Below are 26039 nucleotides of genomic sequence, written 5' to 3' on the forward strand. Positions count from 1 at the left end.
GGCCACTTGCGCATTTTAACCGTTCGGTACGGGGGATGGCGGACGGTAGCGGCTCGGCGGCAGTCACTCGAGCCGACTCGCTGGAGCGGTGAGAAATCAGCGGCCGAAGTGTTTCCTGATGGTCGTCCGCACGGGTAACGCCAGCCCGCCGACGAGCGGACAGAGCACGAACGCGGCGAGATCGACCGGAAGCGAGACCACACCGGCCGCCGCAGCACCGAAGCCGGCGGCCGGCGCGAGCACGGGGACTACGTACAGATACGACGGTGCCCAGCCGGGCAGCCGCTTTGTATGGCGGATGATCACGGCGAACAGGAGCGGCATGAGTACCGCTCCCGCGAGCAGGGGACCGCCGACCAGCGTCGTCGTGGTCGCCACCGCGACGGCGACGACGATCGTCTCGTTGATCGTCACCGCGCCCCACGTGTCTTCCCGGCGGACGGCGCGAGTCACCAGCAGCGCGGCCAGCGCGAGCGCGACGACGCCCGCCAGGGCAGCGTACCACAGCGTCGGCTCGAGCGGCGGCGTCACGAACTCGACGCGCTGGACGAACGCCGTCATCGTCTCGATTCCGTGGTGGCTCTCCGTGAGCAGCGCCCAGATCCCCGAGGGGTTCGCGCCGATCGCGCGTCCGTCGGCCCAGAGCGATCCGAGGGACTCCCCGTTCGCGAGCGCGAAGTCGATGATACCGGCGGCGTAGACGATTACTGAGAGCCAGATCAGCGGTAGCGAAAAGTTCTGTCGCCGCCACCAGCGAACGAGCGGATTGGCAGTCGTCGTCGATCGAGATCCGGACGCTGTTCCGGTTCCGGTCCCGGCCGACCCGCCGGTTCCAGTAGTCGTTCCGCCGCCTGCGCCACCGGTCTGACCGGCCGTTCCCGAGGCGCTTCCGCTCGCGGTTCCGGCGCCCGTTCCGGTTCCAGCGCTCGTTTCGTTTGTCCTCGAGGCCCCGCTTGCGGTCCCGGCTGCGGCTCCACTTGCTGTCGAAGTCGTTCCGCCAGCGCCGGCCGTCGCGGAGCCAGCCGTTCTAGAGCCGGACGTTGCGGACGAGGTCGACGCGGAAGCGGATGCCGTCTCCGATGCCGCCGATTCCGAGTAGCTCAGTTCCGTCCCGTCGGCCTCCTCGTCGTCGCCGTCGCTCTTCCAGACGTCCGGCGAGGGAAGGCCGCTGGTCCGTTTCGCGACGTAGTCCTTGTGCCCGAGTCGGTCGTAGGCCTGTCGCTCGACCGGGTCGCCGAGAATGTCGTAGGCCGTCTTGACCGCGGTGAACTGGGCCCGTGCGCGGTCGTCGTCGTTCAGGTCTGGGTGGTAGACCCGAACCTGTTCGCGGTAGGCGTCCTTGATCTCGTCCTGAGCGGCGTCGGACGGGATCTCGAGGAGGTCGTAAAAGTCATCTGTCATGTGAATGTGGGGACGGTGTGGTCTGTGACGAAGATTGTCGGGGAGGGTTATAATTTCAGTGTTCTTTCCGGTTCGGTTACGAACCCTCGTCACTCGAGGAACGTGGGTATTTCGGCCGACTGCGTGAGACGCCGCTTACGAGAAATCCGCGAGCGACGACTGGCCGGCCGATCTGTCGTCGCGGATCGGCTCCGGCTCCGCTTCGGTCGACTGACCAGCCGAATCGGTCGCGGAGCCGTCCTCACTCCGTTCCCAGCTCTCGAGACTGGCCTGATCGGCGGCCACGAACTCGAGGTTTGCCACCCGAACGCCGAGTTTGCGCACGGGGTCGGTCTCGAACTCGGTGAATAGGTCGCGAGCGATGCGGTCGACGAGATCGGGGTCGTCGATCGGCCCGGGAAGCGACCGCTCGCGCGTGTTGACGTCGTAGGGCGGCGTGACCGCCTTGACGCCGATGGTCCGGTACAGTGCGCCCTCTCGCTGTGCGCGATCCGCCACGGCCCCTGCGAGCGTCTCGATCAGTTCGTACTTCGGATCCGGCGCTTCGACCGGCTCGGCGAACGCTGACTCCCGGGAGAAGCTCTTGGGGTCCCCCTTCGGCTCGACTCGACGGTCGTCCTCGCCGCGGGCGCGGTCGTACAGCTCTCGGCCGCGCTCGCCGAACGCCTCGACCAGTGGCTCCGGGTCGGCCGCGGCGACGTCACCCGCCGTCTCGAGGCCCATCTCCCGAAGCTCGCGGGCGGTCACGGGACCGACGCCGTGGAGCAGGTCGACCGCGAGCGGCGCGAGAAACTCCCGAATGTCGCCGGGTTCGACGACCGTGAGCCCGTCGGGTTTGTCGAAATCGCTCGCGATCTTGGCCGTGCTCATCGTCGGGGCGACGCCGACGCTGACGGTGACGCCGACCTCCCGACGGATGCGATCCCTGACGTGGCGGGCGAAGCCGTCCGCGACCTCCCAGGCGGTCCGTTCGGTCACGTCGAGATAGGCCTCGTCGATGCTGACCTCGCGGACCACGTCGGCGCAGTCGTGGAGGATCTCCCGAACGTCGGCCGCGACCGACTCGTAGTAGTCCATGTCCACCGGCCGGTAGTGGCCGGTTTCCTCGCGCTCGATCTCGTCCACTTCACCGGCCTCGTCGGCCGCGCGCCTGGGGAGTCGCTCGAGGGCCGTCGAGATGGCTTGCGCGCTCTCAACGCCGAACTCGCGGGCCTCGTAGCTCGCGGTGGCGACCGCGCCGATGGTGTCGCCTTCCTCGTACCCCATCCCGACGACGAGGGGTTCGCCGCGGAGCTCGGGCTCGCGCAGTCGCTCGCAGGAGGCGTAGAAGCAGTCGGCGTCGACGTGGCAGACGATACGCTCCTCGTCGTCCTCGTCGTCGACGCCCGGGAGCCGCGGCCCGTCAGACATTCGTCTACCGGTGGATTCGTCCGGACCGATGTGAACGTTGCGTCCCGGTTCGAGGGTCGGGGGACGGGCCATGCTCGGTCACGGTAGCAACGCTACAGCTCGTAGGCCATCATCACTTCGTCGACGTACTCGCCGTCGATCGTGTAGTGGTCCTTCCGGATCGCCTCCGTGTTCCAGCCGTGAGCCGTCAGGAACTCGAGTGCGGTCTCGTTGACCACGGGGATGCTGTTGTAGAGTTTCCGATACCCGTTCGCTTCGGCCCATTCGACCCCTCGCTGTAGGAGCGTGCTGCCGATCCCGTATCCCCGATAGGTGTCGCGGACGCCGACGGTCTGTTGGGCGACTTCACGAACCGGGTCGACCTGCTGAAGATCGAGGTGGGTCCATCCGATGACGTCCCCGTCGACAGTCGCGACGAAGAACCGCCGGGACTGCACCGCGTTGTGTCTGGTAACGGCGGTTTCGTACAGGAGTTTCTCGGCGATCGTCTCGGCGACGACGTAGGTCTCTTCGGCCGTGACGTCTCGGATCGTCTCGACGAGACCGTCGAAGTCCCGCTGACGAGCGGGGCGAACGGTGACGGTGAACTCGTCCAGGTCGTGCTTTTCGACGGCACCGAACTCGAGTGCGATCCGGAGGGTTCCGCCCGCCTCTTCCAGGTAACCGTCCGATTTCAGTTGCTCGAGACACGTTCGAAACTCTTCGGACGGGAGGGAGACGATGTCCGGTAATTTGCGTCGTTCGGCGGTCCCGTGCCGTTCGACGTACTCGTAAATGCGCCTGCTGGCATCGGAGGCGAACGCCGGCTGTTCTCTCGCGTCCATACACACACTACAGGCCGCTCTCGCTTATTCCTTGTTCATTGGTAACTCATCTCATTCCGTCCAGCTCGGTCACAGTTCGCCTCGGTACGATCCACCAACGATCCAGCCGTGAAAACGCATCTCGACCGACTATTCCGCCGGCGGTTCGGGGAACTCCACCAGTAACCGTTTGCTCTCGGGCATGAGATCGTCCCAGCTGACGGACCCCTGCTCTGCGATCGTCGCCGGTTCCAGCATCGAATCGCCGTACACTAGCGCCGCGGTGAGCGCCGGTGGGCGAAGTTCTACCTCACCGCCTTCGGTCTCTACGGTACCCTCCGGGCCGAATTCCGCCGTCGGTTCCCCGACGACGATCCGCATCACCATGCCGAATATCTCGTGGGGCGCACAGAGCACGTCGTAGACGCCCGGTTCGTCGAAACGGTACAGCCAGAACGCGTTCATCCCCAGTACCGGCGAGGAAAACGGCGGGACGCCCTCCGGAACGCGACGCTGGCGACCGAGCCGTGGATGGTACGCGGTGACGGTGTGATCCGGCGTCGCGAGATTGAATCGCACGATGTCTCCGGTCTCGACGAAGAGTCCCGTCGGCTCGAAGTAGAACTCCGGCACCGGTCGCCCCTCCTGCGGGCGCGTTTCCAGATCGACCTCGTGGTCGGGCTGTAACGGCTCTGGAAGTTGCCCGTCGCCCTCGAGGCCCGAGTAGCCGAGCACCGGATGGATGCAGTTCGGCTGCTGACACGACCGCCGCTTCGGGCCACCCCGATCGTCGTCCCCACTCGCTGCACCGAGTCCGGACGCGAACGGAATCGTCGACGTTACACCGGCCGCTTTCAGAACCTGTCGTCGATCCATGTTCGCCATCTGCTCGACCCCAGATTAGTTATGAAGGGGCATTGGGCGGCTAATCCGTTCTTGTGAACGGATCGTCACTTGAAGCTGTACATTATCGTTCCGTAGTCTCGAGTACCCGATGGAACGTCTCGAAGTCGAAATCAGTAGTATACGCACGTGTCTCGACTCGAGTCACGGAAGTAGTGCTCGAGTCACGAAATCAGTTGTACTCCCGCCATCGGTACCCGCACTCGGTACACTTGAAAAAGCGCGTCGGCGGTTCGTCGGCCGAGGCGGTCTGCTTGAGCGTGTACCACGCCTCCTCGGCACCGCACTCGTCGCAGATGACGTCCGTCGCCTTCGGTTTCCCCTCGAAGTTGGCCTCCTCGCTGGATTCGATCACCTCGCCGTCGGTCTGTGACTCCGTCGTGACGAACGCGTCTTCCTGCTCGCGGTCCCGTTCGCTCGAGGCCCCGCAGTCGTCGTTCGTACAGACCATGCGGTCGCCGCGGGCTTTCATCATCGAACCGCAGTCGTCGCAAAACTGCATATCGGACAGCTACGAACTCGGGACGCAAAAAGTCACCACTTCGCCCGATCCGCGGCGTCAGTGCCGTTTCTCGAGCGCTTCGTCCTCGAGCACGAACGGGCAGTCCGCGACCCGGAACGTCTCGGTCGACGTGACGGCGAGAATTTCGGTCCCGTCGCGAGTGCAGGCGACGGCGGGCGGGTCGGCGAAGTGCTCACAGCCCTGGCAGTACGAGCGTTTCTCGACCTCCCGAATCTCCCGGTTGACCGGTCGGAACTCGCTGCCCGGTTCGGCCGATTCGGGAGAATCGCTCGGCCCGTTCGTCTCACTTGACTCAGCTGCATCAAGCGATCGGTCCACAGATTCCGACTCGTCCGTCCGATCCGCCTCGAGTCGCTTCCAGAGGCGGTCGCCGTCGATATCGGCGGCGTCGTGTCGGTCGAACAGCTCGTCGAAATCGGATGTACTCGAGCGCGATCGGTCAGTGCCGTTCGCGACGGTTTCGGCGAGATCGTCGAGCGGATCGGATCGATCGCTCGCGTTCTCGTCCGGGTCCGCTGCTGGATTGCTGTTCTCGTCCGTATCCACCACCGGATCATCGTCCTCGTCGTGGATGAACTCCGTTCCGTTCGCGTCGTCGTCCGCCTCGTTCCGACTCGCTTCGTCGGTCATCGGTCAGCCTCTCCGGACTCGCTCTTCTCGGCTACATCGTCCCCGTCTCCGTCGCTACGGGTCGTGTTTCCGGATTCGGTGTCCGCCTCGATGGCCTCGAAGAGCTCGTTGCTCGCCGATCCAGTCGGGCTCTCGACGCGCCCCTCGAGCGCCGGCGGGTCGCCGGTCTCGAGCCGGTGGGAGCCGAAGATCGACGAGCGCTTCGCGATATCCGAAACCCGGCTCGCGCAGTGAGGACACGCCGGAGCGGTCAACAACGCGAGGTCGACGCTCGAGCCACAGTCGGCGCAGGTCGCCGTTCGAATTCCGAGCTGGTTCGCCGCGCGCTGGAGCCGTTCGGTCGCTGCTCGTTGTCGCCGTTGATCGGCGAGTGCATCCCGCTGCTCCCGAAGCTCGATCACTGCCCGTGCGAGCAGCGTCGACCGATCGTCGAGTTCGTCCGTCGTCTCGAGGAGGCTCTCGAGAACCGCCTCGTAGTTATCGAACCCGCGATCGACGCTCTCCTCGAGGGCAGCGAGATCGTCGCGAATCGCCCCGAGGTCGTCGGCGGTCGCGTACGCGGGGTGGTCGTGATCGGTCAACGCCTTCCCGTCGGTCTCGCGTTTGACCTGAACCACGCGGGACCGAACGTCCTCGAGCAGGCCCGTGAACTCCTCGCGCTGGGCCTCAAGCTGGCTCCGTACCGCAGTCAGCTCGTCGGGATCGGCCACCTCGAGGGTGTCGTCGGTCGCGACGGTGTGCGCTGCGGTTAACAGCTGCCGACAGACGTCATCGCGACTCTCGTCGCGTCGAGTCGCCTCCGCGGTCAGCCAGTCGTCGACTTCGGCAGGCAGTGGGAACGAAAAGCCGCCGTCGTCGTGGTCCTGGCTCGACATCTGGTCGTAGTAGGCTGATTAGTCGGATAAGTATTGGTTCGAACTCAGCTGCTGAGTCGGGGCAGTGAGAGGCTGTTGACGCCCGCTGCGACGCTCACCACTCGCCGGCACCCCACCGCCGCGTTCGCCGACACTCCACCACCACGTTCGCCGCCACTCCACCGCCACGCTCACCGCTGGAAACCCTATCGGATTTTCCGGACGTTGCTGATATCGAACCCGCCGTCGTGGATCTCGGTCTCGAACCGGACGATATCTTCGTCCTCGAGCCGGGAGAGCACGCCGCGGAACTGCTCGACGACGAGGGTGCGGGACCGCTCCGAGCCGCCGCTTTCCCACTCGAACAGCAGCGTGCCGTCGGTAGCTTCCTTGATCCGCCCGAGCTCCGTGGGCTCGAGGAGATCCGAGTTGATGAGCAACAGAATCACGCCGCCCCAGCGGTGTGACGCTCGTTTGAGTCCCTTCAGCAGGACGGTCAGATCCGACAGCCCGAGCCGGTCGTCGGCCACCGCGACGAGATCGGTCAGCGAGTCGATCACGACGAGGTTCCCCGTCGCGTGCTCGGTGAGGTACTCGCCCAGCGCCTCGAGGACGTCGGTGCGCTCGTTGTGAGAACCGAGTTCGGTGATGTCGGCCATCTCCTCGGCGTACCAGTCGGTCGGAACCGGCGTCAGCTGGAAGTACTCCTCGGCGAGTTCGACGAACGAGACGTCGTCCGTCCCCGCCCGGACGAGTTCGTCGTCCATGACGAACTCCATCTCGCTGACGATCGCGCGTTGCTCGTCCGTAAACGAGACGTAGTGGACGGCCTCGGGGACAGTCGCCCCCGGCTCGAGGTCGCCGTAGTAGAGGTCGAACAGTTCGGGATCGGCGTCGACGAGCCCGTTCATCGCGGCGCTCGTGTAACAGAACTCCCGCGCGCCGGCACCGGATTCGCCGGCGAGGAGGACGACGCTCCCGGTCGGTGCGCCGCCGCCGATCATCCGATCGAGCCGTGAGATTCCGAGCGGCATCCGCTCCATACCTGTCCGTTCGGACGGACCGAGTTACCTGTTGTGGCAGTTGCGGGCGGAGAGCGGACCGAGTCGACCGGCCCCCATCAGCAAAGCCGGTGGGGCGCGTACCGGTCGCATGGCCATCATCGCCGAAATATCGATCGAGGCCGACGAGTTCCTCCTCGGCCAGATCATCGCCGAGTACCCCGGCCTCTCCGTCGAGATCGAGCGCGTCGTCCCCGCGGCCAAGCGGGTCATGCCGTACATCTGGGGGTATGGATCGGATCTGCGATCGTTCGAAGTCGCCATGAGCGAGAGTCCGAACGTCAGATCAATCACCGCGCTCGACGAGTACGACGATCGGGCGCTGTACAAGATCAAGTGGGAGGACCCGGCCGAGCAGCTGATCACCGGCATCGCGCAGACGGATGCAACGATCCTCGAGGCCCACAGCGACGAGGAGTGGCTCTTTCGGATCCGCTTCGAGGAACACGCCGGGCTCGCACGCTTCAATCAGTACTGTACCGAGCACGACATCGCGTACCGGCTCAACCGAGTCTCGTCGCTGGCCGACATCGACGCCAACGGGGACGATTACGAACTCACGGAGGCTCAGTACGAGGCGGTCTCGCTGGCCGTCGAGCGGGGCTACTTCAAGGTCCCTCGCGAGGTCGAGTACGAAGAACTCGCCGACGAATTGGGTGTCTCAGTGCAGGCGTTCTCGGAGCGGGTGCGCCGTGGGGTTGACAAAGTGCTTCAGGCCGTTTTCCTCCGCCCGAATTCGAGAAATCCTTAATCGGATCTTCAGAGACGCCATTACTACTGAGATAAAGGTCATGAGTAGCCCGGCGGACAGGCTATCGTCGTCCCGAACTACTGACCGAGCATGGTAGAACGACTCCGGCTCGAGCAGGTAGACACGCCCGAATTCCTCGACGGGATACACGCGCTGCTGGCCGATTCGACGCGGCGGAACGCGCTCCGACACCTGACGACGTACAGCGGCCCGGTGACCGTCTACCGACTGACGACCGAACTCGCGGCGGCCGAATACCGGATACCGACAACCGACGTTCAGCCGGAACAACGACGGGAGATCGATCTCCTCCTCCGGCACGCACACCTGCCAGTGCTTCGCGACGCAGGCCTGCTCGAGTGGGACCGAGACCGCGATCTGGTTTCGCTGACGTCGCTGCTGGATCACCTGTCGGTAACAATTGCAAGCCCGCACAACGTGCTCGACATCTCGGTTTCCTCACGCCTAGAACTGTCCTGAGTGCGGCCACGTTCGAACCCGAGGTTCCGCCGATATCGCGAGGACGTTCTCTCCGTTACTCGTCGAATCCGCACCGAGCCCCGCCCTCCGCTGGCTCCGCGAGAATAACCCGGCCCTCGAGCCCGCGATCGGCGAGCGCGTCCGCGGCCGCGGCTTCGGCCTCGTCGGCGTGTCCGGTATCGGTCACGCCGTAGACAACCGGTCCCCACGACGACTGGCCGACGCCCGAGAGGACCTGACATTCCTCGAGCGCTTCGACGAGTTCGCCCGCAGGCGGCCGGAAGACGCCGCCCTGTGCATCTGCGTACCAGGCACCGTTCTTGCGGCCGATTTCGGCGACGGCCTCGCCGAACGGCTCGAGGCGGCCCGCGGCGGCGGCCGGCAGCAGTTTGCGGGTGACGACGCCGGCGATTTCGTCGGCGATGGCCGGATCGGCTCGCTCGACGACCGCCCGCATGCTCGCATCCTCGTCGTCGCCGCTGCGGCCGGGGTCGGCGTCGGGGACGACGACGAGGAATCGCCAGTCAGCGGGCAGGTCGTGGCGGGCGACGACCGGCGGCACCGTCCAGTCGCCTTCCGCCGGCGGCTCCGTCGTAAAGCGGTTCGTCGGGTGACCGGCGTCGACGACGAACCCGCCGCTCTCGAAGGTCGCGACGCCGACGCCGCTGCGACCGCCCCGCCCCATCGCCGGTGCGTGGGTCCGCACCTGGGGCTCGAGGCCGTGGGCTCGCGCGGTCGCCGCGAGCACGGCCAGTGCGAGCTGGGTGCCGCTGCCGAGACCGACGTGGCGGGGTAAGGACGCCTCGAGCGTGATCGCGACGCCCGAGACGTCGAGGACGTCGACGGCGCGGGTCGCGTACGTCCGAACCAGCGGATCGTCGGCCGTGACGGCGGCGGCCGGTTCGGCGGTGACGGTCACCCGGGGCTCCGCGAGTCCGACACCGATACCGCCGTAGAGCCGCTCGCGAGCGAGTGAGAGGTTCTGAAAGCCGACGTGAAGTCGCGCACCCGCGCTGACGGTGGCAGTCGCCATGATGCTATCCACCGCTACGAAAGCCCCCGGCAAGGGGGTTTCGACGGTGGCAACGACTGGGATCGTCGTGACAGTGTCACCGCTGCCCACGCGCTCGAGTCGACGGGACGCAGCGGTTATGTCGTTCCCGCCGACACTCCCCGACGATGCGGATAGTCGACGCCTCGGTCGTCGTCCCCGCCCGCGACGAAGGGAAGCGGCTCGAGCGAACCCTGGACTCGCTCGCCGCCCAGCGGTTCGACGGCGGTCTCGAGGTAATCGTCGTCGCGACCGGCGCGAAAACGGTGCGGATCGCTCGAGCCCATCCGACCGTCGATCGGGTGCTCGCCGACGACCGCAGGGAGGGTCCCGGCTCGGCCAGAAACCGAGGCGCAGCCGTCGCCACTGGCGATGTTCTCCTGTTCACGGACGCCGATACGGTCGTCCCGCCGTCGTGGGTTCGCCGCCACTGCCGCCACTACGCCACCCCCGAGGTCGTCGGCGTCGGCGGGCCGCTTCGCCCCCTCGAGAACGGACTCCGTCACCGAGCGTGCTTTCGGATTCTCTCGGACTGGTGGTATCGCGCGTGCTGGCCGATCGGCTTCGTCCAGCAGCCGGGGTGTAACTGCAGCGTGCGACGGAGGGCGTTCGAGGCGGTCGGCGGCTTCGACGATTCCCTGGGATACCTCGAGGACACGGACCTCTCGTTGCGACTGCGCCGCGAGGGGACCGTCGCGTACGATCGCACCTGTCCCGTCGACACGTCGACTCGCCGGCAGGAACGGGTCGGCTACGGACGGCTCTGCTGGACGTATCTCGTCGGCTACCTCGAGTACGCACTGCCCGGTCTGTCGCCGACTCGAGAGTACTTTTAGTCCCTGCGGCGACCGTTACTGACGCGGGAGTCGGTCGGAAGCGGGCACCGACGCGACCGATTCGATCGGTCCGAACGAGCCGAACGTCTATCCCTCCCATCGAACCGAATGAGTTCGGTCGAACCGCAACCCCGGGAACGATTGACCGGGAAAGGACGACTTATGCCCCTTCGACGCAAGATCCGACCATGAGCAGCGACGACGAGTTCGACTACGGAAAAGACGAGCAGTTGCGGAGTCGCGAAGTGACGGAGGGGCCCGACAAGGCACCCCACCGCGCGATGTTCCGTGCGATGGGGTTCGACGACGAGGACTTCGGCGCGCCGATGATCGGCGTTCCGAATCCGGCGGCCGACATCACGCCGTGTAACGTCCATCTCGACGACGTCGCCGACGCGGCGCTCGAGGGGGTCGACGAGGCCGGCGGGATGCCCATCGAGTTCGGCACGATCACGATCTCCGATGCCATCTCGATGGGGACCGAGGGGATGAAGGCTTCGCTGATCTCTCGAGAGCTGATCGCCGACTCCGTCGAACTCGTCTCGTTCGGCGAGCGCATGGACGGGCTGGTCACCATCGGCGGCTGCGACAAGAACATGCCCGGAATGATGATCGCCTCGATTCGGACGGATCTCCCCTCCGTGTTTCTCTACGGTGGGTCGATCATGCCCGGCGAGCACGAGGGACGAGAGATCACCGTCCAGAACCTCTTCGAGGGCGTCGGTGCCGTGGCGGACGGCGAGATGTCCGGCGAGGAACTCGACGAGATGGAGCGCAACGCCTGTCCCGGTGCGGGTTCGTGTGGTGGCATGTTCACCGCCAACACGATGGCCTCGATCTCCGAGGCGCTCGGCTTCGCACCGCTGGGCAGCGCCGGCCCGCTCGCCGAGGACGAAGCGCGCTACGAGGTCGCCCTCGAGGCCGGCGAACTCGCCGTCGAGGTCGTCGAAGAACAGCGCAAACCCTCCGACTTCCTCAGCAAGGAGTCGTTCGAAAACGCCATCGCGCTGCAGGTCGCCATCGGCGGCTCGACCAACGCCGTCCTCCACCTGCTGGCGATGGCCGCCGAAGCCGGCGTCGACCTCTCCATCGAGGAGTTCGACGAGATCAGCCAGCGGACGCCGAAGATCGCAAACCTGCAGCCCGGCGGCACGCGGGTCATGCAGGACCTCCACGAGGTCGGCGGCGTCCCGGTCATCCTGAACGCCCTCTACGAGGCGGACCTGCTCCACGGCGACGCGCTGACGGTCACGGGGAACACGATCGGCGAAGAACTCGAGCGGATCAACCCGCCGACGATTGAGGAGCTCGACGCCGACTTCCTCTACACCGTCGACGAGCCGAAAAACGAGCAGGGTGCGATCCGGATCCTGACCGGAAACCTCGCGCCCGGCGGCTCGGTCCTCAAGGTCACGGGTGACGACGAACTCCACCACGAAGGACCCGTCCGCGTCTTCGAGGACGAAGAAAACGCTATGCAGTACGTTCAGGAAGGACACGTCGAGAGCGGCGACGTGATCGTCATCCGCAACGAGGGACCACAGGGCGGCCCCGGAATGCGCGAAATGCTGGGCGTCACGAGCGCGGTCGCCGGTCAGGGTCACGCCGAAGACGTCGCGCTCATCACCGACGGTCGCTTCTCCGGCGCGACGCGGGGGTTCTCCATCGGCCACGTCGCCCCCGAGGCGTTCGCCGGCGGTCCCATCGGTCTCATCGAGGACGGCGACGTGATCACCATCGATATCGAGGATCGCACCCTCGCAGTCGACGTCAGCGACGAGGAACTCGAGGCGCGCCGCGAGGAGTGGGACCGACCCGAACCCAACTACGAGACCGGCGTCCTGGCGAAGTTCGCTCGTGACTTCGGCTCGGCCGCCAACGGTGCCGTGACCAACCCCGGCGTCAAAGAGGACTGATCGTCGGACGTGTCCGGTCGTATCGATTTACCCGTCTCCGGGTGACAGCTTCGCGATACCACTCCCTTCGCTTTCCTGCACGAGTCTTTCCCGCCTTTGTGACCGACTACCAGCTAGACCGACCGATGAGTAAGTACTGCCTCGAGTGTGACTGGCAGATCAGCACCGCCGACGGCTACACCGAAGCGGAGGTCTCCGAAAAGGCGATCGAACACTTCGTCGAAACGGGACACACGGTCGATTCGCTCCGCCTCCCGCCGCCGGTCGTCCTCGAGAACTGAACCGAGTCTATTCGAGATCGTCCCCGTCCGGGCGGACCGTCTCGACGGGTTCGTTAGCCTCGTCGCGCGAGAATCCGCTCGATGATGAGCCGCGTCGAGAGCAGTTGCTCGTCGTCGGCCGGTTCCCGAGCGCTCGCCCGACGAACGTCGCAGTCGATCCCGCGGCGCTCGAGTTCGGTTGCGATGGCCTCGTCGTCGTGGTGCTGGTCGTGGCCGAGCGCGATCACGTCGGGATCGATCTCCTCTATCGGAACGAAGATATCCGTCTCGTGGCCGAGTATCGCTTCGTCGACGGCCTCGAGCGCGTCGACGACGTCCCGCCGCTGCGTCGCGGGGCAGACCGGCGCTTCCTTGTGGTCGACGTTCGTCACTCGGGCGACGATGACGTACAGTTCGTCGCCCATCGCGGCGGCCTCCTCGAGGTAGTGGACGTGGCCGGGATGGAGGATGTCGAAGGTTCCCTGGGCGATGACCGTCCGCGTCATGACCGTCTCGCCCTCGATCCGGCGGCGTGCGGTTTCCGCGTCGATCCCGTCATCTGTGGGTCGGTAGTCACTGGTGGCATCGTCTCGAGTCTCACAGCGCTCATCGTCGCAGTTCCTCGTCGATATCTGCCTGCGTGAAATCGAAGAAGTCCTCGGTCTCGGGGAGGTCGACGTCGATCACGTTGAGTTGGGTCGGCTTACCCTGTGAGTCGAACGCCTTCCAATCTGTTTCACGGTAGGGTGCGCCGATAATGACGTGGACGCTCCCGCGACCGAACGTGTCCAGATCCGCGTTGCTCGGGCGGATCACGCCGTTGGGATGGGAGTGAATGCTTCCCAGCGCCTTCACGTCGTTCGGAATCTGGTTCGTCTTGACGGTCGCGCTGACGCTGTTGGACTCGGTGCCGGGCACCACGAGAATATCCGTGATGACCAGGCCCTCTCGGTCCAGATCCAGCCGATCGGCCTCGGTCCCCCGGAGAAACCCCATATACTCGTTCGGATGGGTCGCCTCCGAGGACTCGAGGGCGAACTCGAGGGTCTCCTCGGCGATGCCGAGAATCTCGCTCGAGCGAAACAGCGCGTCGAACAGCCCCATATCCCCACCTGCGGCCTTGCGGTTGCTAAACGTTCCGATGCGTGGGTTTGCCTCGACCCTCCAGTACACCCCTATTCGTCGGCCGAAATCGCATCTTTCGGAATGAGACCGTCGATCTCGGCTCGCATTACATCCTCTCCGTCCTCGTTCTCACAGACCGCTGTACTCTCCACGTCGTAGTAGCCGTCGCGCTCAGTTACCGACTCGAGTCGAACGGTACAGCGGATTCGCTCGCCGGTGTAAACGGGTTCGACGAACTCGAGCTCCATACCGCGTGCGATGTAGTTGAGATCGCCGCCGATCTTCGTCGGGAGCGTCGCAGTGAGCAATCCCTGAACGGTCAGCCGACCAACCTCGTCGGGCTCGGTGTGAATCGGTTGCTGGTCGCCCGAAATCTCGCCGAACTCGCGAACGTCCTCGTGGTCGAACGTCCGTTCGAAAGTGTACTCGTCGCCCTCCGCCGGTGGGAGCGAAACATCCATGGACGGATAACCCGGGCGATATCTGTTGTAGCTACTGGTTGCAGGTGGACTGGGTGATTTGGTGGCCTACTCGGGCGCGAGGTGGTGTCGAACCCGATTCAGAGAACGTCTGCACCTCGTTTCGAGAGCGTTTCAAACGTGGTCTCGAGGGCACGCTCTGAGTCGCCATCGCTTCTTGACAAGGGTTATACGCGACCACCCCAAACCTTCCACTCAAGATGACGCGTGACTCCGCCGGGGAACCCGGCGCAGACGACGGGGATTCCGTCGTCTACGATCTCGCTCCCGATTGTACCGCCGACGATGTAGTGCAGGGCCGCTCCTATCTCGCCGAGATTAACGGTATCGTCGATTACGGCGTCTTCGTCGATCTCTCCGATTCCGTCTCCGGACTCGTCCACGAATCCGTCCTCGAGGGCACCTACGGCGTCGGCGACGAACTCGTCGTCGAACTCGAGAGCGTCCGTGAGAACGGCGATCTGGCCTTCGAACCGGTCGACATCGACGACTACACAGTTGAGACCGTCTCCCACGACTACTCGCTGACCGGCACCGACCGCCTCGAGGCCACGCTGGGCGAACAGATCCACCTCGAGGGCGTGGTGACGCAGGTCAAACAGACCGGCGGACCGACGATCTTCCACGTCGCCGACGAGAACGGCGTCGTGCCCTGCGCCGCCTTCGAGGAGGCCGGCGTCCGCGCCTACCCCGCCATCGAAGTCGGTGACGTGATCCGCGTAACGGGAACGCCGGAACACCGCGAGGGCTCGGTCCAGATCGAGGTCGACGGCCTCTCGAAACTCGAGGGCGAGGACGCCGCCGAGGCCCGTGACCGTCTCGAGGGCGCCCTCGAAGCCCGCGCCGAACCCCACGACGTCGAACCGCTGATCGACTGGCCGGCGTTCGAGAAGCTCCGGTCCGACCTCGAGGAAGTCGCCCGACTGCTCCGCCGGACGGTGCTCGAGGGCCGTCCGATTCGCGTGCGACACCACGCCGACGGCGACGGCATGTGCGCCGCCGTCCCCGTCCAGATCGCGCTGCAGCGGTTCATCGCCGAGGTCCACGAGGACGAGAACGCGCCGCGCCACCTCATCAAGCGCCTCCCCGCGAAGGCTCCCTTCTACGAGATGGAAGACGCCACGAGGGATCTGAACTTCGCGCTCGAGGACCGCGAGAAACACGGCCAGCAACTACCGCTCTTGCTCATGCTGGACAACGGCTCGACGGCCGAGGACGTTCCGGCCTACGAGACGCTGGCCCACTACGACATCCCGATCATCACGGTCGACCACCACCACCCCGATCCGGACGCGGTCGAGGACCTGCTCGACGCCCACGTCAATCCGTACCTTCACGACGAGGACTACCGGATCACGACGGGGATGCTCTGCGTCGAACTCGCGCGGATGATCTACCCAGATCTGGGCGACGAACTCCGCCACGTCCCCGCCGTCGCCGGCCTCTCGGATCGATCGAAGGCCGACGCGATGGACGACTACATCGATCTCGCCGCCGAGGAAGGGTACGACGAGGATCGCCTCCAGGACGTCAGCGAGGCGCTGGATTACGCCGCCTTCTGGCTGCGCTACAACTCCGGCGACCAGCTGATTCAGGACCTCCTGCAGGTCGACAGCGACGACGAACAGCGCCACCGGGACCTCGTCGAGTTCTTCGCCGACCGCGGCCGCGAGGAAGTCGACGAACAGCTCGACGCCGCGATGCCCCATCTCGAGCACGAAACGCTCGAGAACGGCGCGCATCTCTACCGAATCGACGTCGAGAACTACGCCCACCGCTTTACCTACCCCGCACCGGGGAAGACCACGGGCGAGATCCACGACCGCAAGATCGAGGAGACCGGCGACCCGGTCATCACGGTCGGCTACGGCCCGGACTTCGCCGTCCTTCGCTCCGATGGGGTTCGACTGGACATTCCGAACATGGTCTCCGAACTCGAGGCAGAAATCGCGGGCGGCGGCGTCTCCGGCGGCGGTCACCTCGTCGTCGGCTCGATCAAGTTCGTCACCGGCAAGCGCGAGGAAGTGATCGACGCCCTGGTCGAGAAGATGGCCGAGGCCGACATCGACGAAGCGCTCTCGAGTGCAGCGCCGATCGACGACTGAGAGCGCGAGCGCCTATTTCGCCAGTCGTTCCGAGTCTGTCAACTGGGTAGCGACTGCTATCCGTTTACCTGTGGATCAATTTGCCTGTAAATCTCCGGGAAGCGGCCGATCTGCGTCGCGCTCGAGCCATTCTCGCCGTCTCCCGGTAACTATCTCGATCTGGGGAACAGTGGTACTACGAATCGTAGTTAATTTTTAGTGGACGTATCAGGACGTACGAGTGAGTATGGTTGATGAAAGATCACACCAAACATTCGGACGATATCGACGGCGCGGACTGCTCGGCGGCATGGCATCGCTGTTCGCGGCGACGGCCTACTCGCTGAACGTTTCCGCGGAGACTGCTTCGCCGGTCGACGAGGGCGATGACTCGACGACGCAGACGGTGTCATCACCGGGCGGGAGCGTGACCCTCAGCATCGACGTCGACGACGGAACGCCGACGTACAGCGTCTCGTTCGAGGGGACGACCGTCATCGACGCCTCGCGACTCGGGTTCGAGTTCCGGAATCAGCCGGCCTTCGGCGTCGGCAGTAACGCGGCCGACCTCGAGGTCACGGGGAGCGAGTTGAATCGGGTCGATACCACCTGGGAACCGGTCTGGGACCGGTACGACGAGATCGAGGAGCAATACACCGAACTCCGACTCGGTCTCGAGGAGACCGCGGACCCGGGCAGGGGCGGCACCCTCGAGATTCGGGTGTTCGACGACGGGGTCGGGTTCCGGTTCCTCTTCGACGAGCGCTTCGGCGAGCAGTTCGTCATCACCGCCGAGCGGACCGAGTACTCTTTCGCCGACGACTACGAGTCGTGGTGGATCCCCAACGACTACAACAATTTCGAGGTCGAGTACGAGGAGACGTCGCTGAGCGAGATCGAACCGACGCTCGAGTCGGACCTGGGCGGCGAGTTCGACGGCGTCCACACGCCGATGACGATGCGGACCGACGACGATCACTACGTCAGCGTCCACGAGGCGAACCTCGACGACTACGCGTCGCTAGCGATCGCGCCGCGGGAGGGCGGTGAGACCGCCTTCGAGTCGACGCTTGCGCCGCTTCCCGACGGGACGAAGGTGTCGGCGTCCGCGCCCCACCTGACGCCGTGGCGGACGATTCAACTCGGCAGGCGGCCAGGAGATCTCGTCGAATCGAACCTCATCGTCAACCTCAACGAGGACTACAGCGACGACGTCTTCACGCAGGGCGTCGACTGGATCGAGCCCCAGAGGTTCATCGGCGTCTGGTGGCTGATGATCACCGGCCGCGCCGACTGGGAGTACCAGGGTCCCCAGACCGGCAACCACGGCGCACAGACCGGCCGGGCGAAGCAGTACATGGACTTCGCGAGCGAGCACGGCATTTCCGGCGTGCTCGTGGAAGGCTGGAACCAGGGCTGGTCGAGCTACCCGGGCGACGGGAGCGACCTCAACTTCACGGAGTCGTATCCCGACTTCGATCTCGAGGGGGTGACGAGCTACGGCGCGAGCCTCGAGCCGCCGACGCAGATGACGATGCACAACGAGACGGCGGGGGACTTCCGGAACTACGAGTCACAACTCGAGGAGGCGTTCGGTCTGTACGACGACCTCGGCATCCGGACGATCAAGAACGGCTACGTCGCCGACAGCGGGAATCTCGCCGGGGAAGGGTACAGCCACCACAATCAGGTGCTGGTCAACCACCACACGCTGGTCGCGGAGACGGCGGCGGCGAATCGGCAGATGCTCGACGTTCACGAGCCGATCCACCCGACGGGTCGCCGCCGAACCTATCCCAACCTGATGACTCGCGAGGGCGTGAAGGGACAGGAGTACGACGCGTTCGGCGACGTCAGCCCCAGCCATCACGTGACATTTCCGTTCACGCGTATGCTCGGCGGCCCCGTCGAATACACGCCGGGCATCTTCGACACGGACTCCGGCTCCGGCGGCATCGAGACCACGCGGGCCAAACAGCTCGCGATGTACCCGACCTACTTCAGCGGGCTCCAGATGGTCGCCGACCTGCCGAGTTCGTACCTGGCCGACCGCCCCGCCACTCTCGAGATCGGCGAGGTCGCCCAGGCCCAACACGCCGAACTGGACGGCTTCGTTACGCAGTCCGAGTGGGCCAATGCACAGGGCGAGGCGTACGTTCCGTTCGACGCCACCAGCGCCGACAGCGGTGCGACGGTCAGCTGGACCCTCGAGGGCGCCGACGCCGGCGAGTACGACGTCCACCTCCGGGTCGCTAACTACGAGGCCGACAACGGGCTCGCCGAGGGCGTCGACGCGATGGCCACACTCCGGGTCGACGGGGAGCCGATCGAGCAGCTATCGATCCCCGGAACGGACTACTGGGACGTCTGGACCGCGACGGCGACGGCCGTCTCGCTCGAGTCCGGCGATACCGAACTCTCCCTCGCGCTAACCGACGAGGACACCGGCGGCTTCAACCTCGATTCGATCACCGTCACGGAACAAGGCGCGTCGATGCCCGAACCCGAGGAGCCGCCGATCACCGGGCCGACCGTCCCCGCGTTCCAGTTCATCGAGGACGTCCCGGCAGCGGGGTGGGACGAGACGCGAGTTATCGACTCCTCGATCGGCGAGTACATGGTCACCGCCCGGCAGAGCGGCGAGGAGTGGTACGTCGGCGCGATGACCGACGAGCACGGCCGCGCGCTCGAGGTGCCGCTCGACTTCCTCGAGTCCGCACCCGGTCGACGGCGCGGCCACGAGAAGGAAACGGAGAGGGGACATGAACGGGGCCGAGATCACGAAACGGGCCGCGGAAACGGTCACGGAAAGGGCCACGCGAAAGGCAAGTACGTCGCCGAGATCTACTCCGACGGCATCGACGCCGGCTACGACGACGAACTCGAGGCCGTTCGCATCGACGAGGCCGTCGTCGACGACTCGACGACGCTGCTGGCATCGACGGTCGGCTCGGGCGGCACCGCCGTTCGGCTCCGCCCGGCGACGCGGGAGGACCTCGAGACGCTCCCAGACTACGAGCGGCCCTCGCAGGACATCGACGTGTCGATCGATGCGGAGACGTTCGTGCGGGAGCCGTTCGTCGCTGCAACCGGCTCCAACGACAGTGACTACATCGGCGGAACGAACGTGGAACTCGTCGTCGACGGCGACGTCGTCGCGCTCGAGAACGTCCGGTTCGGACCGGGAACGAACGAGGGAACGTTCGCGTTCGGTGCGACGATCGACGAAGCGGGAACCTACGAGGTGACCGTCCGGACGCTCGAGGGGGAGCCCCTCGCCAGCCGAACGGTAACGGTAACGCCGCCGGAAACAGTCGCGTCGATTACCGATCCGAGCGGTGACGACCGCGGTCCCGGAGAGTACGCGTATCCGACCGCCGACGCGTTCGCGGACGGCGTCTTCGACCTCCGGTCGTTCGAGGTGACTCGGACCGCGAGCAGGGTCCAGTTCACCTTCGCGGTCGAGACCCTGAACAACGCCTTCGGAAGCGATCGCGGCTTCTCGCCACACATGTTCGTACTGTGGCTCCGCGATCCGAACGCGGACGGTGGCGCGACGTCCGAAGTCGGCGATCTCGGGCTGGCCGCCGACTTCGAGTCGGCGTGGCACTACCGCCTTGAGGTCAGCGGCTTCACGAAGAGCGGGGTCGACGCCGGGGGGAACTCGCTGACCGACGCCGACGGTAGCGAGATCGCGGTCCGGGACGTCGTGGACACCGACGCGAACACCGTGACGCTCGCCGTCGATCGGGCGGCGTTCGGCGGGACCGATATCTCGGAACTGGAAGTCGTGGCGATGGTCCAATCCGAGGATCGGGGCGCACTCCGTCCCGTCGCTGAAGACGCCGAAGCGTACGTGTTCGGCGGTGCTGTCTCCGGTGCGGCCGAGAACGCACCGCGCGTGATGGATCTGGTGACGCCTGCGGGCGTCACCCAGTCCGAGGCGCTGGCCTACTCGACGGACGAGCGGGCGACGCTCCCGTTCGTCCCGCTGAGCGACGCCTAATCGAAACTCGGTCGCGTGAACCCGAAGTGGGAAACGGTGAGGGCCCGCACCCGACCGCGACGCGCGGATCTTCCTCTCATCGTCTCAGAAAGAACGGAGTAGCGACGAACGCACCTCGAGAACGGTCGTAATCGAAACGATTCAACGGGGGGTTCGTTTAATCGGCACCGTGACGCGGCGTGTAGCCGCAGTCGTCACAGGTGAGTGATTCGTACTGAGCAGAGAGCGATCCCGCACATTCCGGACAGTGGTATTCGGATTCGAGTGAATGTTTGCTGATTGCCATGTGCGACTCGAGGAACTGAACACTGATAAGCTCGCCTATTATGAGGGTTGAATTATGCCGTGAAACTAGAATGCATACGACTACCACAATCGAACCGACAGCGAACCGTGGTGTTTTACCGGCGAGTCGTCAGTGAGCTCGTAGCCGCTAGAACTGATATCGTCGCTCGTCGTCCATCGACGGATACTGATCCGCACCGGTCATTTCCTCGAATGTCATGCCCGAAAGATACTCGTCATAGGTTACGTCGTATGCCGATCGCAGCTGGAAATCCAGTTTGCCGGTATCGACGGTCGACTGAAAGAGCATGTGAATCGCCCGACGGACCAGTTCGTCCGTCTCCTCGGGCTCGAGAGCGGTCTCGAGCAAGGCGAGTTCGTTGCGCGTTTCGCGATCGAGCGAGACGGTGAGGTCGTCGCCGATACCGGTATACGAGTCCGTCACTTCGTCGGTGAGATCGTCGAGGCTCATAGGGGAGGGAACTCGAGCGCGCCGGATAGACCTTTCGTGGTCACTCCGAACGAAGAAACGGCGTCCCGGGCTGCCGCGCTCGCTCAGCGGACGGCTCCGCAGTGTTCGCAGGTATCGGCGTCGGCATCGATCCGCGCACCGCAGTCGGCACAGTTGGTCCGCTCGAGGTGGTCACCATCGTCGTAACTGGGGGCCTCTCGCAGAGAGACCGCGATCCCGACCACGATGATCGACCCGCCGATGAGCAGCCATCCGACGGGACCGATCGCCAGGAAGAACATGACGACGAACGGGACGACGATTACTGCGAATCCGACACCGATCAGTGTCGGGCCGAGCGACTGCGAATTCATGATTATGAACTATCGACTCTCTGGAGAAAAATATACAGGTAATTCCGGCTTCGACTCCTCGTCGCTACTCCATCGCTTCTCGCGACCGTCGACTGTGATCGGTTGTAGATCCGTCAAGAGCGTCGGTGAATTGCGACACTGACTTACAGCCGACGGTGTAACCCCCGTCGATGACAGCAGGGGCCCAGGAGTGGGCGTTGCCCGACGACCCGGCGGCCGTTCGCGAGGCGCTGATCGGGTGGTACGAGGACGACCACCGCGACTTCCCGTGGCGGCGGACCGATGATCCCTACGAAATCCTCGTCAGCGAGGTGATGAGCCAGCAGACCCAGCTCGGCCGCGTCGTCGAGGCCTGGGAGGCGTTCCTCGAGCGCTGGCCGACGACCGCCGAGCTGGCCGACGCCGATCGTGCCGACGTCGTGGGCTTTTGGACGGACCACAGTCTGGGGTACAACAACCGGGCGAAGTATCTCCACGAGGCCGCTGGGCAGGTTCAAGAGGAGTACGACGGCGACTTCCCCGAAACCCCCGAGGAACTGCAGGAACTGATGGGCGTCGGTCCGTATACGGCCAACGCGGTCGCGAGCTTCGCCTTCAACAACGGCGATGCCGTCGTCGACACGAACGTCAAACGCGTCCTCTACCGCGCCTTCGACGTGCCGGACGACGATGCGGCCTTCGAGGAGGCCGCGAACGAACTCATGCCCGACGGTCGGTCTCGAGTCTGGAACAACGCGATCATGGAACTGGGTGGGATGGCCTGCGAGCAGACGCCACACTGTGACGAAGCGGGTTGTCCGTGGCGGGAGTGGTGTGGGGCCTACGCCAGTGGCGACTTCACCGCGCCCGACGTACCCACGCAGCCGAGTTTCGAGGGGAGTCGCCGCCAGTTCCGCGGCCGCGTCATCGGCACCCTCCGAGAGTACGACGAACTCGAGATAGACCCGCTGGGCCACCGTATTCGCGTCGACTACACTCCCGACGGCGAGTACGGCCGTGAGTGGCTCGAGGGCATTTTGGCTGATCTCGAATCGGACGGGCTGGTCGAACTCGACCGTGACGGTGATGTACCTATTGCACGGCTCCGCCGCTAGAACAGTCACACATCGAGACAAAACGCCGAGCAGCCTGCATTCCCTGTCAGCCAAATTTTGGTCTTTGGCCAGTCGAAAGGATGTTACGATCCTACTTGTACCTGACCGAGAGTTACAGGAACTGAGAACACGCTCGGAATCCGCTTCGATGCCGTTTGACGTTTTATTGTCATAGGACGTTGGAATCGAGCAGACAATTCTCGTCTCGCGAGACGAGAGCTGCTATTGGAAAGGCGACTATTGCATCCGTCTCTCTCAGCAACGACTACTCAGTGGAATAGTTCGGCGATTGCGACAGTCATCGGGATTGGGTGGCGGGAAAGGCTACCGGAAACCAAACCCGTCTATACGTCATCGTGGTGGACTTTGGTGATGACCACAGTCGTCGAACTCGAGGTTCCGGCTGCGCGGCTCGGATTCGCTCGGACGTTCGATCGCGTATCGACGTTCGAGTTTCAGGTCGGCGGAATGATCGGTGGCTCGTCACCGCTCGTCTGGACCAACGGCCCGGATCGCGAGACGATCGAGCAGGCACTCGAGGCGGATCCGTCGGTCGAAGTGATCACGCGCGTGGCCGACGGAGACGAAGAGCCCGCGACGGAAGACGGAGCCGCGACCGGCCAGAACGACCAGTGGCTGTTCCGACTCGAGTTCGGAGACGGCGTGAAGCTATTCAAACAGATCGTCACCGAGACCGACGGGGCGATCCTGACGGCTCGGGGCGCTGACGGACGGTGGATGCTGAAGTTACTGTTCGACGATCGAAAATCGGTGTCGACCTGTCACGAGTTGTTCGAGCAATACGAGTATCAGGTCGCCGTCACTCGAATCAGCGGCATCGACGATCTCGCGAGCGCACAGACACCTCTGACCGAAACCCAATACGAGACGATCTGCAAGGCTCACGAACTCGGCTACTTCGACGTCCCGAGGGGAGTAACGCTCAAGGAGCTGGCTGCGGAGCTCGACATCTCGCATCAGGCGCTCTCGGAGCGACTCAGGCGAAGTCACGCGGCGCTCGTCAGTGCGGAACTGTCCGAGCGAACCGCACCGATGGCGATCGATCCCTGAGCCGGTCCGCCGGCTCGACCGCGCTTGAACCCGATCCGTCGGATGACCCACACGCTGTCGCCGAGCGATCTGTCTCACGAATGAACGAGTGCGTAGATTTATCTGTTGGACAGGAATACTGTTGGCCGTGAACCCGAGTGTTCGAACGCAGCCAGACGGATGGCGTCAGTGAATCACCGCACGCATCTGCTGTCATCGACGATCCGTCTGACCTCTCACTCGACGATATTTACCATCTTCTACAGACGAAGCGCCGTCGGGACGTGCTCCGATACCTGCACGAGGAGGGTGGGCGGGTGCGGTTGCGCGACCTCGCCGAACAGGTCGCCGCCTGGGAGCAAGAGACGGCCGTCGAAAACCTGAGTTCCGACGAGCGCCAGCGGGTTTACATCTCGCTGTATCAGTCACACCTGCCGAAACTCGACAATCACGGAATCGTCAACTACGATAAAGACCGCGGTTGGGTCGAGCCGACGCCGCTCGTGGCACGGCTGCAGCCCTATCTCGAGCCACCGTATCGGACCCAGTCGTCCGAACGGTGGCCGCGACGGTACGCGGTGACGATCACCCTTTGCGGGCTATTTCTCGGGGCGATCGCAGCGGGGATCGTTCCGGTTTCCGGACTCGTCGGGGCGGGACTCGTGCTCGTCGCGTTCACCGTCGTAACGGGTGCACACGCGTGGTCGACCGATGCATTCCATCGATAACGATACCGTTTCGGCAGACACGTTCCGCCGATAGCGCTCCAGTGCTCTTCGAACACGATAGCCGAACGACGACCGTCAATCGGCGCGGGAGGGGGCGATCGCATTCGTTTCGCGGGACCGCTCGAGGAGCTCGGAGGTGTGGAACGCGACCGAAAAGTCCTGCGGGCTGGGGAGCGCACAGGCGAGCCAGCCGATAGTCGCGGCGGCGATGATCGGCGTGTCGCTCGTCACGTAGCCAGCGAACGCCAGCCCGAAGGCGGGGATCGCGAGGAGGGCGGGTGCGAGTGCGGCAAGGCGCAACGCCCAGGGAGATTCGGTCCCGGTCGGTCGGGGGTAGACGGCGGCCCACGGACGGGTCGTCACTAGCGCGACGAGTCCGTCGGGACGGCCGGGAAGATAGGAGACGGAGTACTCGACGTGTGCGAGTCGAAGAACCGTCGCGTGTGCCCACTCGTGGGCCACCAGTCCGACCGCGACCGCGAGGGCAAGCGCACAACCAGCAACCACCAGAGTAGAGCCGATCATAGGAACGCGAGATGTAGGCTGTGAGGACCCGTCAGCCGGGATGAGGTGCACATCTCGCGCACTCGAGTCGACGAACCGTCGATGGAAGGTCCTCCGGCTGTACCAGTTGCCGTCTTAAGGTCCGATCGCGTCCCGAATCGGATCGTCCGTCAGTCTAGGGCTAGTGTCCGGTCGGAACCGAATCGGTCGGCCAACAGTTAAGTATTGTCTCGTGGTACCGCATAGCATGGAATCAGCAGAAACGCTCGAGTTCGGCCACGCTGACCGAAAAGAGATATACGAGTACGTCGAGCGCCGCGGCGCGGTCGATCCGGAGGAGACGCGAGACCGGCTGGGCCTCGATCCCGGCGGATTCCGCCATCACGTCGCGATCCTCAAACGAGACGGCCGAATCGAGGAGGAAGAGGGGACGCTTCGAGTTACGATCGACGCAGGTGCAGAGGAGGAGTACGTCTCCGAAGCGCTCGAGTTCCACATCCGGCCGGCGCGACAGGAGGATCTGACGGGGATCGTCGGGGCGATCCGCCAGGTCGCCGAGGAGAAGACGTATATCGAGGCGGAAAGCGTCGCCGACGAAATCGATCACGAGAACGCGTTACTCCGCCACAACGAACTCCAGTCGCGGATGTTCTTCGTCGCCACGGTCGACGACGAGGTCGTCGGCTGGGTCCACCTCCACGCGCCGGAGTTAGAGAAGCTGAGCCACACCGCCGAACTCACCGTCGGCGTCCTGGAGGAGTACCGCGCTCACGGAATCGGTTCACATCTCCTCTCGCGCGGTCTCGAGTGGGCCGGCTCCAACGGCTACGAGAAGGTCTACCAGAGTGTCCCCTCGACCAACGAGGAGGCGATCGCCTTTCTCGAGGAACACAACTGGGAGACCGAAGCAGTGCGCGAGGACCATTACAAACTCAACGGTCATTACGTCGACGAGATAATGATGGCTGTCGAACTCTGAG

The 26039-nt window shown here is 64.7% G+C and carries 26 protein-coding genes; 11 read left to right on the top strand and 15 right to left on the bottom strand.

The genetic code is table 11. From position 1 onward, the window contains the following. Positions 1-96: 96 nt before the first annotated feature. The 8 genes from HYG81_RS20895 to HYG81_RS20930 form a co-directional block, all read right to left on the bottom strand. Positions 97-1401: a J domain-containing protein gene (locus HYG81_RS20895; RefSeq protein WP_180841626.1), complete on the bottom strand. Its 1305-nt coding sequence runs from the start codon at positions 1399-1401 to the stop codon at positions 97-99. A 135-nt stretch (positions 1402-1536) separates the two neighbouring features. Then, positions 1537-2811 carry a DNA polymerase IV gene (gene dinB / locus HYG81_RS20900; RefSeq protein ID WP_180841627.1) on the bottom strand — a complete coding sequence of 425 codons (1275 nt, stop codon included), beginning with the start codon at positions 2809-2811 and terminating at the stop codon, positions 1537-1539. Positions 2812-2903: 92 nt separating this feature from the next. Continuing rightward, positions 2904-3635, bottom strand: coding sequence for a GNAT family N-acetyltransferase (locus tag HYG81_RS20905; protein WP_180841628.1), 732 nt, complete (start codon positions 3633-3635; stop codon positions 2904-2906). A 129-nt stretch (positions 3636-3764) separates the two neighbouring features. Next, positions 3765-4490 (bottom strand): cupredoxin domain-containing protein, encoded by a 726-nt coding sequence (locus HYG81_RS20910; protein WP_180841629.1) that lies wholly within the window; start codon positions 4488-4490, stop codon positions 3765-3767. A gap of 199 nt (positions 4491-4689) precedes the next feature. Beyond that, positions 4690-5019 carry a transcription factor S gene (locus HYG81_RS20915; RefSeq protein WP_180841630.1) on the bottom strand — a complete coding sequence of 110 codons (330 nt, stop codon included), beginning with the start codon at positions 5017-5019 and terminating at the stop codon, positions 4690-4692. A gap of 57 nt (positions 5020-5076) precedes the next feature. After that, positions 5077-5670 carry a DUF8135 domain-containing protein gene (locus HYG81_RS20920; RefSeq protein ID WP_180841631.1) on the bottom strand — a complete coding sequence of 198 codons (594 nt, stop codon included), beginning with the start codon at positions 5668-5670 and terminating at the stop codon, positions 5077-5079. Beyond that, entirely contained in the window at positions 5667-6545 is an 879-nt protein-coding gene (locus HYG81_RS20925) for a hypothetical protein (protein WP_180841632.1), read from the bottom strand. The genes HYG81_RS20920 and HYG81_RS20925 overlap by 4 nt, the downstream gene beginning before the upstream one ends. A 185-nt stretch (positions 6546-6730) precedes the next feature. Further along, positions 6731-7567: an RAD55 family ATPase gene (locus HYG81_RS20930; protein ID WP_180841633.1), complete on the bottom strand. Its 837-nt coding sequence runs from the start codon at positions 7565-7567 to the stop codon at positions 6731-6733. Positions 7568-7676: 109 nt separating this feature from the next. Here HYG81_RS20930 and HYG81_RS20935 point away from each other — a divergent pair, with 109 nt between their 5' ends. Next, positions 7677-8336, top strand: a complete 660-nt coding sequence (locus HYG81_RS20935) for a helix-turn-helix domain-containing protein (RefSeq protein WP_180841634.1) — start codon at positions 7677-7679, stop codon at positions 8334-8336. A 90-nt stretch (positions 8337-8426) separates the two neighbouring features. Next, on the top strand, positions 8427-8816 hold the full coding sequence (locus tag HYG81_RS20940) for a DUF7344 domain-containing protein (RefSeq protein ID WP_180841635.1): 390 nt from the start codon (positions 8427-8429) through the stop codon (positions 8814-8816). 55 nt (positions 8817-8871) lie between these two features. On the opposite strand, the gene HYG81_RS20945 is transcribed toward HYG81_RS20940, so the two are convergent. Continuing rightward, positions 8872-9849 carry a beta-ribofuranosylaminobenzene 5'-phosphate synthase family protein gene (locus tag HYG81_RS20945; protein ID WP_180841636.1) on the bottom strand — a complete coding sequence of 326 codons (978 nt, stop codon included), beginning with the start codon at positions 9847-9849 and terminating at the stop codon, positions 8872-8874. 146 nt (positions 9850-9995) lie between these two features. Here HYG81_RS20945 and HYG81_RS20950 point away from each other — a divergent pair, with 146 nt between their 5' ends. The 3 genes from HYG81_RS20950 (at position 9996) to HYG81_RS20960 (ending at position 12900) form a co-directional block, all read left to right on the top strand. Then, the gene (locus HYG81_RS20950; RefSeq protein WP_180841637.1) at positions 9996-10703 is read left to right on the top strand and encodes a glycosyltransferase family 2 protein; all 708 of its coding nucleotides are present in this window, start codon (positions 9996-9998) and stop codon (positions 10701-10703) included. 188 nt (positions 10704-10891) lie between these two features. Continuing rightward, positions 10892-12619, top strand: coding sequence for a dihydroxy-acid dehydratase (gene ilvD, locus HYG81_RS20955; protein ID WP_180841638.1), 1728 nt, complete (start codon positions 10892-10894; stop codon positions 12617-12619). Between the two features lie 125 nt (positions 12620-12744). Next, positions 12745-12900, top strand: a complete 156-nt coding sequence (locus HYG81_RS20960) for a hypothetical protein (RefSeq protein WP_180841639.1) — start codon at positions 12745-12747, stop codon at positions 12898-12900. Positions 12901-12953: 53 nt separating this feature from the next. Here the strand turns inward: HYG81_RS20960 and HYG81_RS20965 are convergent, their stop codons facing one another. The 3 genes from HYG81_RS20965 to HYG81_RS20975 form a co-directional block, all read right to left on the bottom strand. Continuing rightward, complete coding sequence (locus HYG81_RS20965; RefSeq protein ID WP_180841640.1) at positions 12954-13385, bottom strand: FAD synthase family protein; 432 nt, start codon at positions 13383-13385, stop codon at positions 12954-12956. Between the two features lie 100 nt (positions 13386-13485). Next, positions 13486-13983 (bottom strand): Mov34/MPN/PAD-1 family protein, encoded by a 498-nt coding sequence (locus HYG81_RS20970; RefSeq protein ID WP_180841641.1) that lies wholly within the window; start codon positions 13981-13983, stop codon positions 13486-13488. Between the two features lie 71 nt (positions 13984-14054). Then, positions 14055-14465, bottom strand: coding sequence for an FAS1-like dehydratase domain-containing protein (locus HYG81_RS20975; RefSeq protein WP_180841642.1), 411 nt, complete (start codon positions 14463-14465; stop codon positions 14055-14057). A gap of 218 nt (positions 14466-14683) precedes the next feature. Between HYG81_RS20975 and han the strand changes: the two genes are divergently transcribed. Together han and HYG81_RS20985 are read left to right on the top strand one after the other, a co-directional pair. Next, a complete protein-coding gene (gene han, locus HYG81_RS20980; protein WP_180841643.1) occupies positions 14684-16588 on the top strand; it encodes a Hef-associated nuclease in 1905 nt (634 codons plus the stop codon). 226 nt (positions 16589-16814) lie between these two features. Continuing rightward, the gene (locus HYG81_RS20985; protein WP_180841644.1) at positions 16815-20573 is read left to right on the top strand and encodes a glycoside hydrolase family 97 N-terminal domain-containing protein; all 3759 of its coding nucleotides are present in this window, start codon (positions 16815-16817) and stop codon (positions 20571-20573) included. Positions 20574-21006: 433 nt separating this feature from the next. Here HYG81_RS20985 and HYG81_RS20990 read toward each other — a convergent pair whose 3' ends face one another. Together HYG81_RS20990 and HYG81_RS20995 are read right to left on the bottom strand one after the other, a co-directional pair. Then, on the bottom strand, positions 21007-21330 hold the full coding sequence (locus tag HYG81_RS20990; RefSeq protein WP_180841645.1) for a ribbon-helix-helix protein: 324 nt from the start codon (positions 21328-21330) through the stop codon (positions 21007-21009). An 83-nt stretch (positions 21331-21413) separates the two neighbouring features. Continuing rightward, on the bottom strand, positions 21414-21683 hold the full coding sequence (locus tag HYG81_RS20995) for a hypothetical protein (protein WP_180841646.1): 270 nt from the start codon (positions 21681-21683) through the stop codon (positions 21414-21416). A gap of 170 nt (positions 21684-21853) precedes the next feature. Between HYG81_RS20995 and HYG81_RS21000 the strand changes: the two genes are divergently transcribed. The 3 genes from HYG81_RS21000 (at position 21854) to HYG81_RS21010 (ending at position 24555) form a co-directional block, all read left to right on the top strand. Further along, complete coding sequence (locus tag HYG81_RS21000) at positions 21854-22777, top strand: HhH-GPD family protein (protein ID WP_180841647.1); 924 nt, start codon at positions 21854-21856, stop codon at positions 22775-22777. 372 nt (positions 22778-23149) lie between these two features. Further along, positions 23150-23848 (top strand): helix-turn-helix domain-containing protein, encoded by a 699-nt coding sequence (locus HYG81_RS21005; RefSeq protein WP_180841648.1) that lies wholly within the window; start codon positions 23150-23152, stop codon positions 23846-23848. 137 nt (positions 23849-23985) lie between these two features. Further along, positions 23986-24555, top strand: coding sequence for a DUF7344 domain-containing protein (locus tag HYG81_RS21010; RefSeq protein ID WP_180841649.1), 570 nt, complete (start codon positions 23986-23988; stop codon positions 24553-24555). 75 nt (positions 24556-24630) lie between these two features. On the opposite strand, the gene HYG81_RS21015 is transcribed toward HYG81_RS21010, so the two are convergent. After that, complete coding sequence (locus HYG81_RS21015) at positions 24631-25080, bottom strand: hypothetical protein (RefSeq protein ID WP_180841650.1); 450 nt, start codon at positions 25078-25080, stop codon at positions 24631-24633. A 226-nt stretch (positions 25081-25306) separates the two neighbouring features. Here HYG81_RS21015 and HYG81_RS21020 point away from each other — a divergent pair, with 226 nt between their 5' ends. Beyond that, on the top strand, positions 25307-26038 hold the full coding sequence (locus tag HYG81_RS21020) for a GNAT family N-acetyltransferase (RefSeq protein ID WP_180841651.1): 732 nt from the start codon (positions 25307-25309) through the stop codon (positions 26036-26038). Position 26039: the final 1 nt, after the last annotated feature.

It is taken from the genome of Natrinema zhouii, assembly GCF_013456555.2.
GTDB classification, from domain to species: Archaea; Halobacteriota; Halobacteria; order Halobacteriales; family Natrialbaceae; genus Natrinema; species Natrinema zhouii.

Coding starts and splice junctions, on each gene's coding strand:
- HYG81_RS20970 (WP_180841641.1), bottom strand. CDS start 13,983: ATGGGGCTGTTCGACGCGCTGTTTCGCTCGAGCGAGATTCTCGGCATC.
- HYG81_RS20975 (WP_180841642.1), bottom strand. CDS start 14,465: ATGGATGTTTCGCTCCCACCGGCGGAGGGCGACGAGTACACTTTCGAA.
- HYG81_RS20935 (WP_180841634.1), top strand. CDS start 7,677: ATGGCCATCATCGCCGAAATATCGATCGAGGCCGACGAGTTCCTCCTC.
- HYG81_RS20930 (WP_180841633.1), bottom strand. CDS start 7,567: ATGGAGCGGATGCCGCTCGGAATCTCACGGCTCGATCGGATGATCGGC.
- HYG81_RS20945 (WP_180841636.1), bottom strand. CDS start 9,849: ATGGCGACTGCCACCGTCAGCGCGGGTGCGCGACTTCACGTCGGCTTT.
- HYG81_RS20925 (WP_180841632.1), bottom strand. CDS start 6,545: ATGTCGAGCCAGGACCACGACGACGGCGGCTTTTCGTTCCCACTGCCT.
- HYG81_RS20990 (WP_180841645.1), bottom strand. CDS start 21,330: ATGAGCCTCGACGATCTCACCGACGAAGTGACGGACTCGTATACCGGT.
- HYG81_RS21000 (WP_180841647.1), top strand. CDS start 21,854: ATGACAGCAGGGGCCCAGGAGTGGGCGTTGCCCGACGACCCGGCGGCC.
- HYG81_RS20995 (WP_180841646.1), bottom strand. CDS start 21,683: ATGAATTCGCAGTCGCTCGGCCCGACACTGATCGGTGTCGGATTCGCA.
- HYG81_RS20985 (WP_180841644.1), top strand. CDS start 16,815: ATGGTTGATGAAAGATCACACCAAACATTCGGACGATATCGACGGCGC.
- HYG81_RS20920 (WP_180841631.1), bottom strand. CDS start 5,670: ATGACCGACGAAGCGAGTCGGAACGAGGCGGACGACGACGCGAACGGA.
- HYG81_RS20940 (WP_180841635.1), top strand. CDS start 8,427: ATGGTAGAACGACTCCGGCTCGAGCAGGTAGACACGCCCGAATTCCTC.
- HYG81_RS21020 (WP_180841651.1), top strand. CDS start 25,307: ATGGAATCAGCAGAAACGCTCGAGTTCGGCCACGCTGACCGAAAAGAG.
- HYG81_RS20910 (WP_180841629.1), bottom strand. CDS start 4,490: ATGGATCGACGACAGGTTCTGAAAGCGGCCGGTGTAACGTCGACGATT.
- han (WP_180841643.1), top strand. CDS start 14,684: ATGACGCGTGACTCCGCCGGGGAACCCGGCGCAGACGACGGGGATTCC.
- HYG81_RS20915 (WP_180841630.1), bottom strand. CDS start 5,019: ATGCAGTTTTGCGACGACTGCGGTTCGATGATGAAAGCCCGCGGCGAC.
- ilvD (WP_180841638.1), top strand. CDS start 10,892: ATGAGCAGCGACGACGAGTTCGACTACGGAAAAGACGAGCAGTTGCGG.
- HYG81_RS20895 (WP_180841626.1), bottom strand. CDS start 1,401: ATGACAGATGACTTTTACGACCTCCTCGAGATCCCGTCCGACGCCGCT.
- HYG81_RS20905 (WP_180841628.1), bottom strand. CDS start 3,635: ATGGACGCGAGAGAACAGCCGGCGTTCGCCTCCGATGCCAGCAGGCGC.
- HYG81_RS20965 (WP_180841640.1), bottom strand. CDS start 13,385: ATGACGCGGACGGTCATCGCCCAGGGAACCTTCGACATCCTCCATCCC.
- HYG81_RS21015 (WP_180841650.1), bottom strand. CDS start 25,080: ATGATCGGCTCTACTCTGGTGGTTGCTGGTTGTGCGCTTGCCCTCGCG.
- HYG81_RS20960 (WP_180841639.1), top strand. CDS start 12,745: ATGAGTAAGTACTGCCTCGAGTGTGACTGGCAGATCAGCACCGCCGAC.
- HYG81_RS21005 (WP_180841648.1), top strand. CDS start 23,150: ATGACCACAGTCGTCGAACTCGAGGTTCCGGCTGCGCGGCTCGGATTC.
- HYG81_RS20950 (WP_180841637.1), top strand. CDS start 9,996: ATGCGGATAGTCGACGCCTCGGTCGTCGTCCCCGCCCGCGACGAAGGG.
- dinB (WP_180841627.1), bottom strand. CDS start 2,811: ATGTCTGACGGGCCGCGGCTCCCGGGCGTCGACGACGAGGACGACGAG.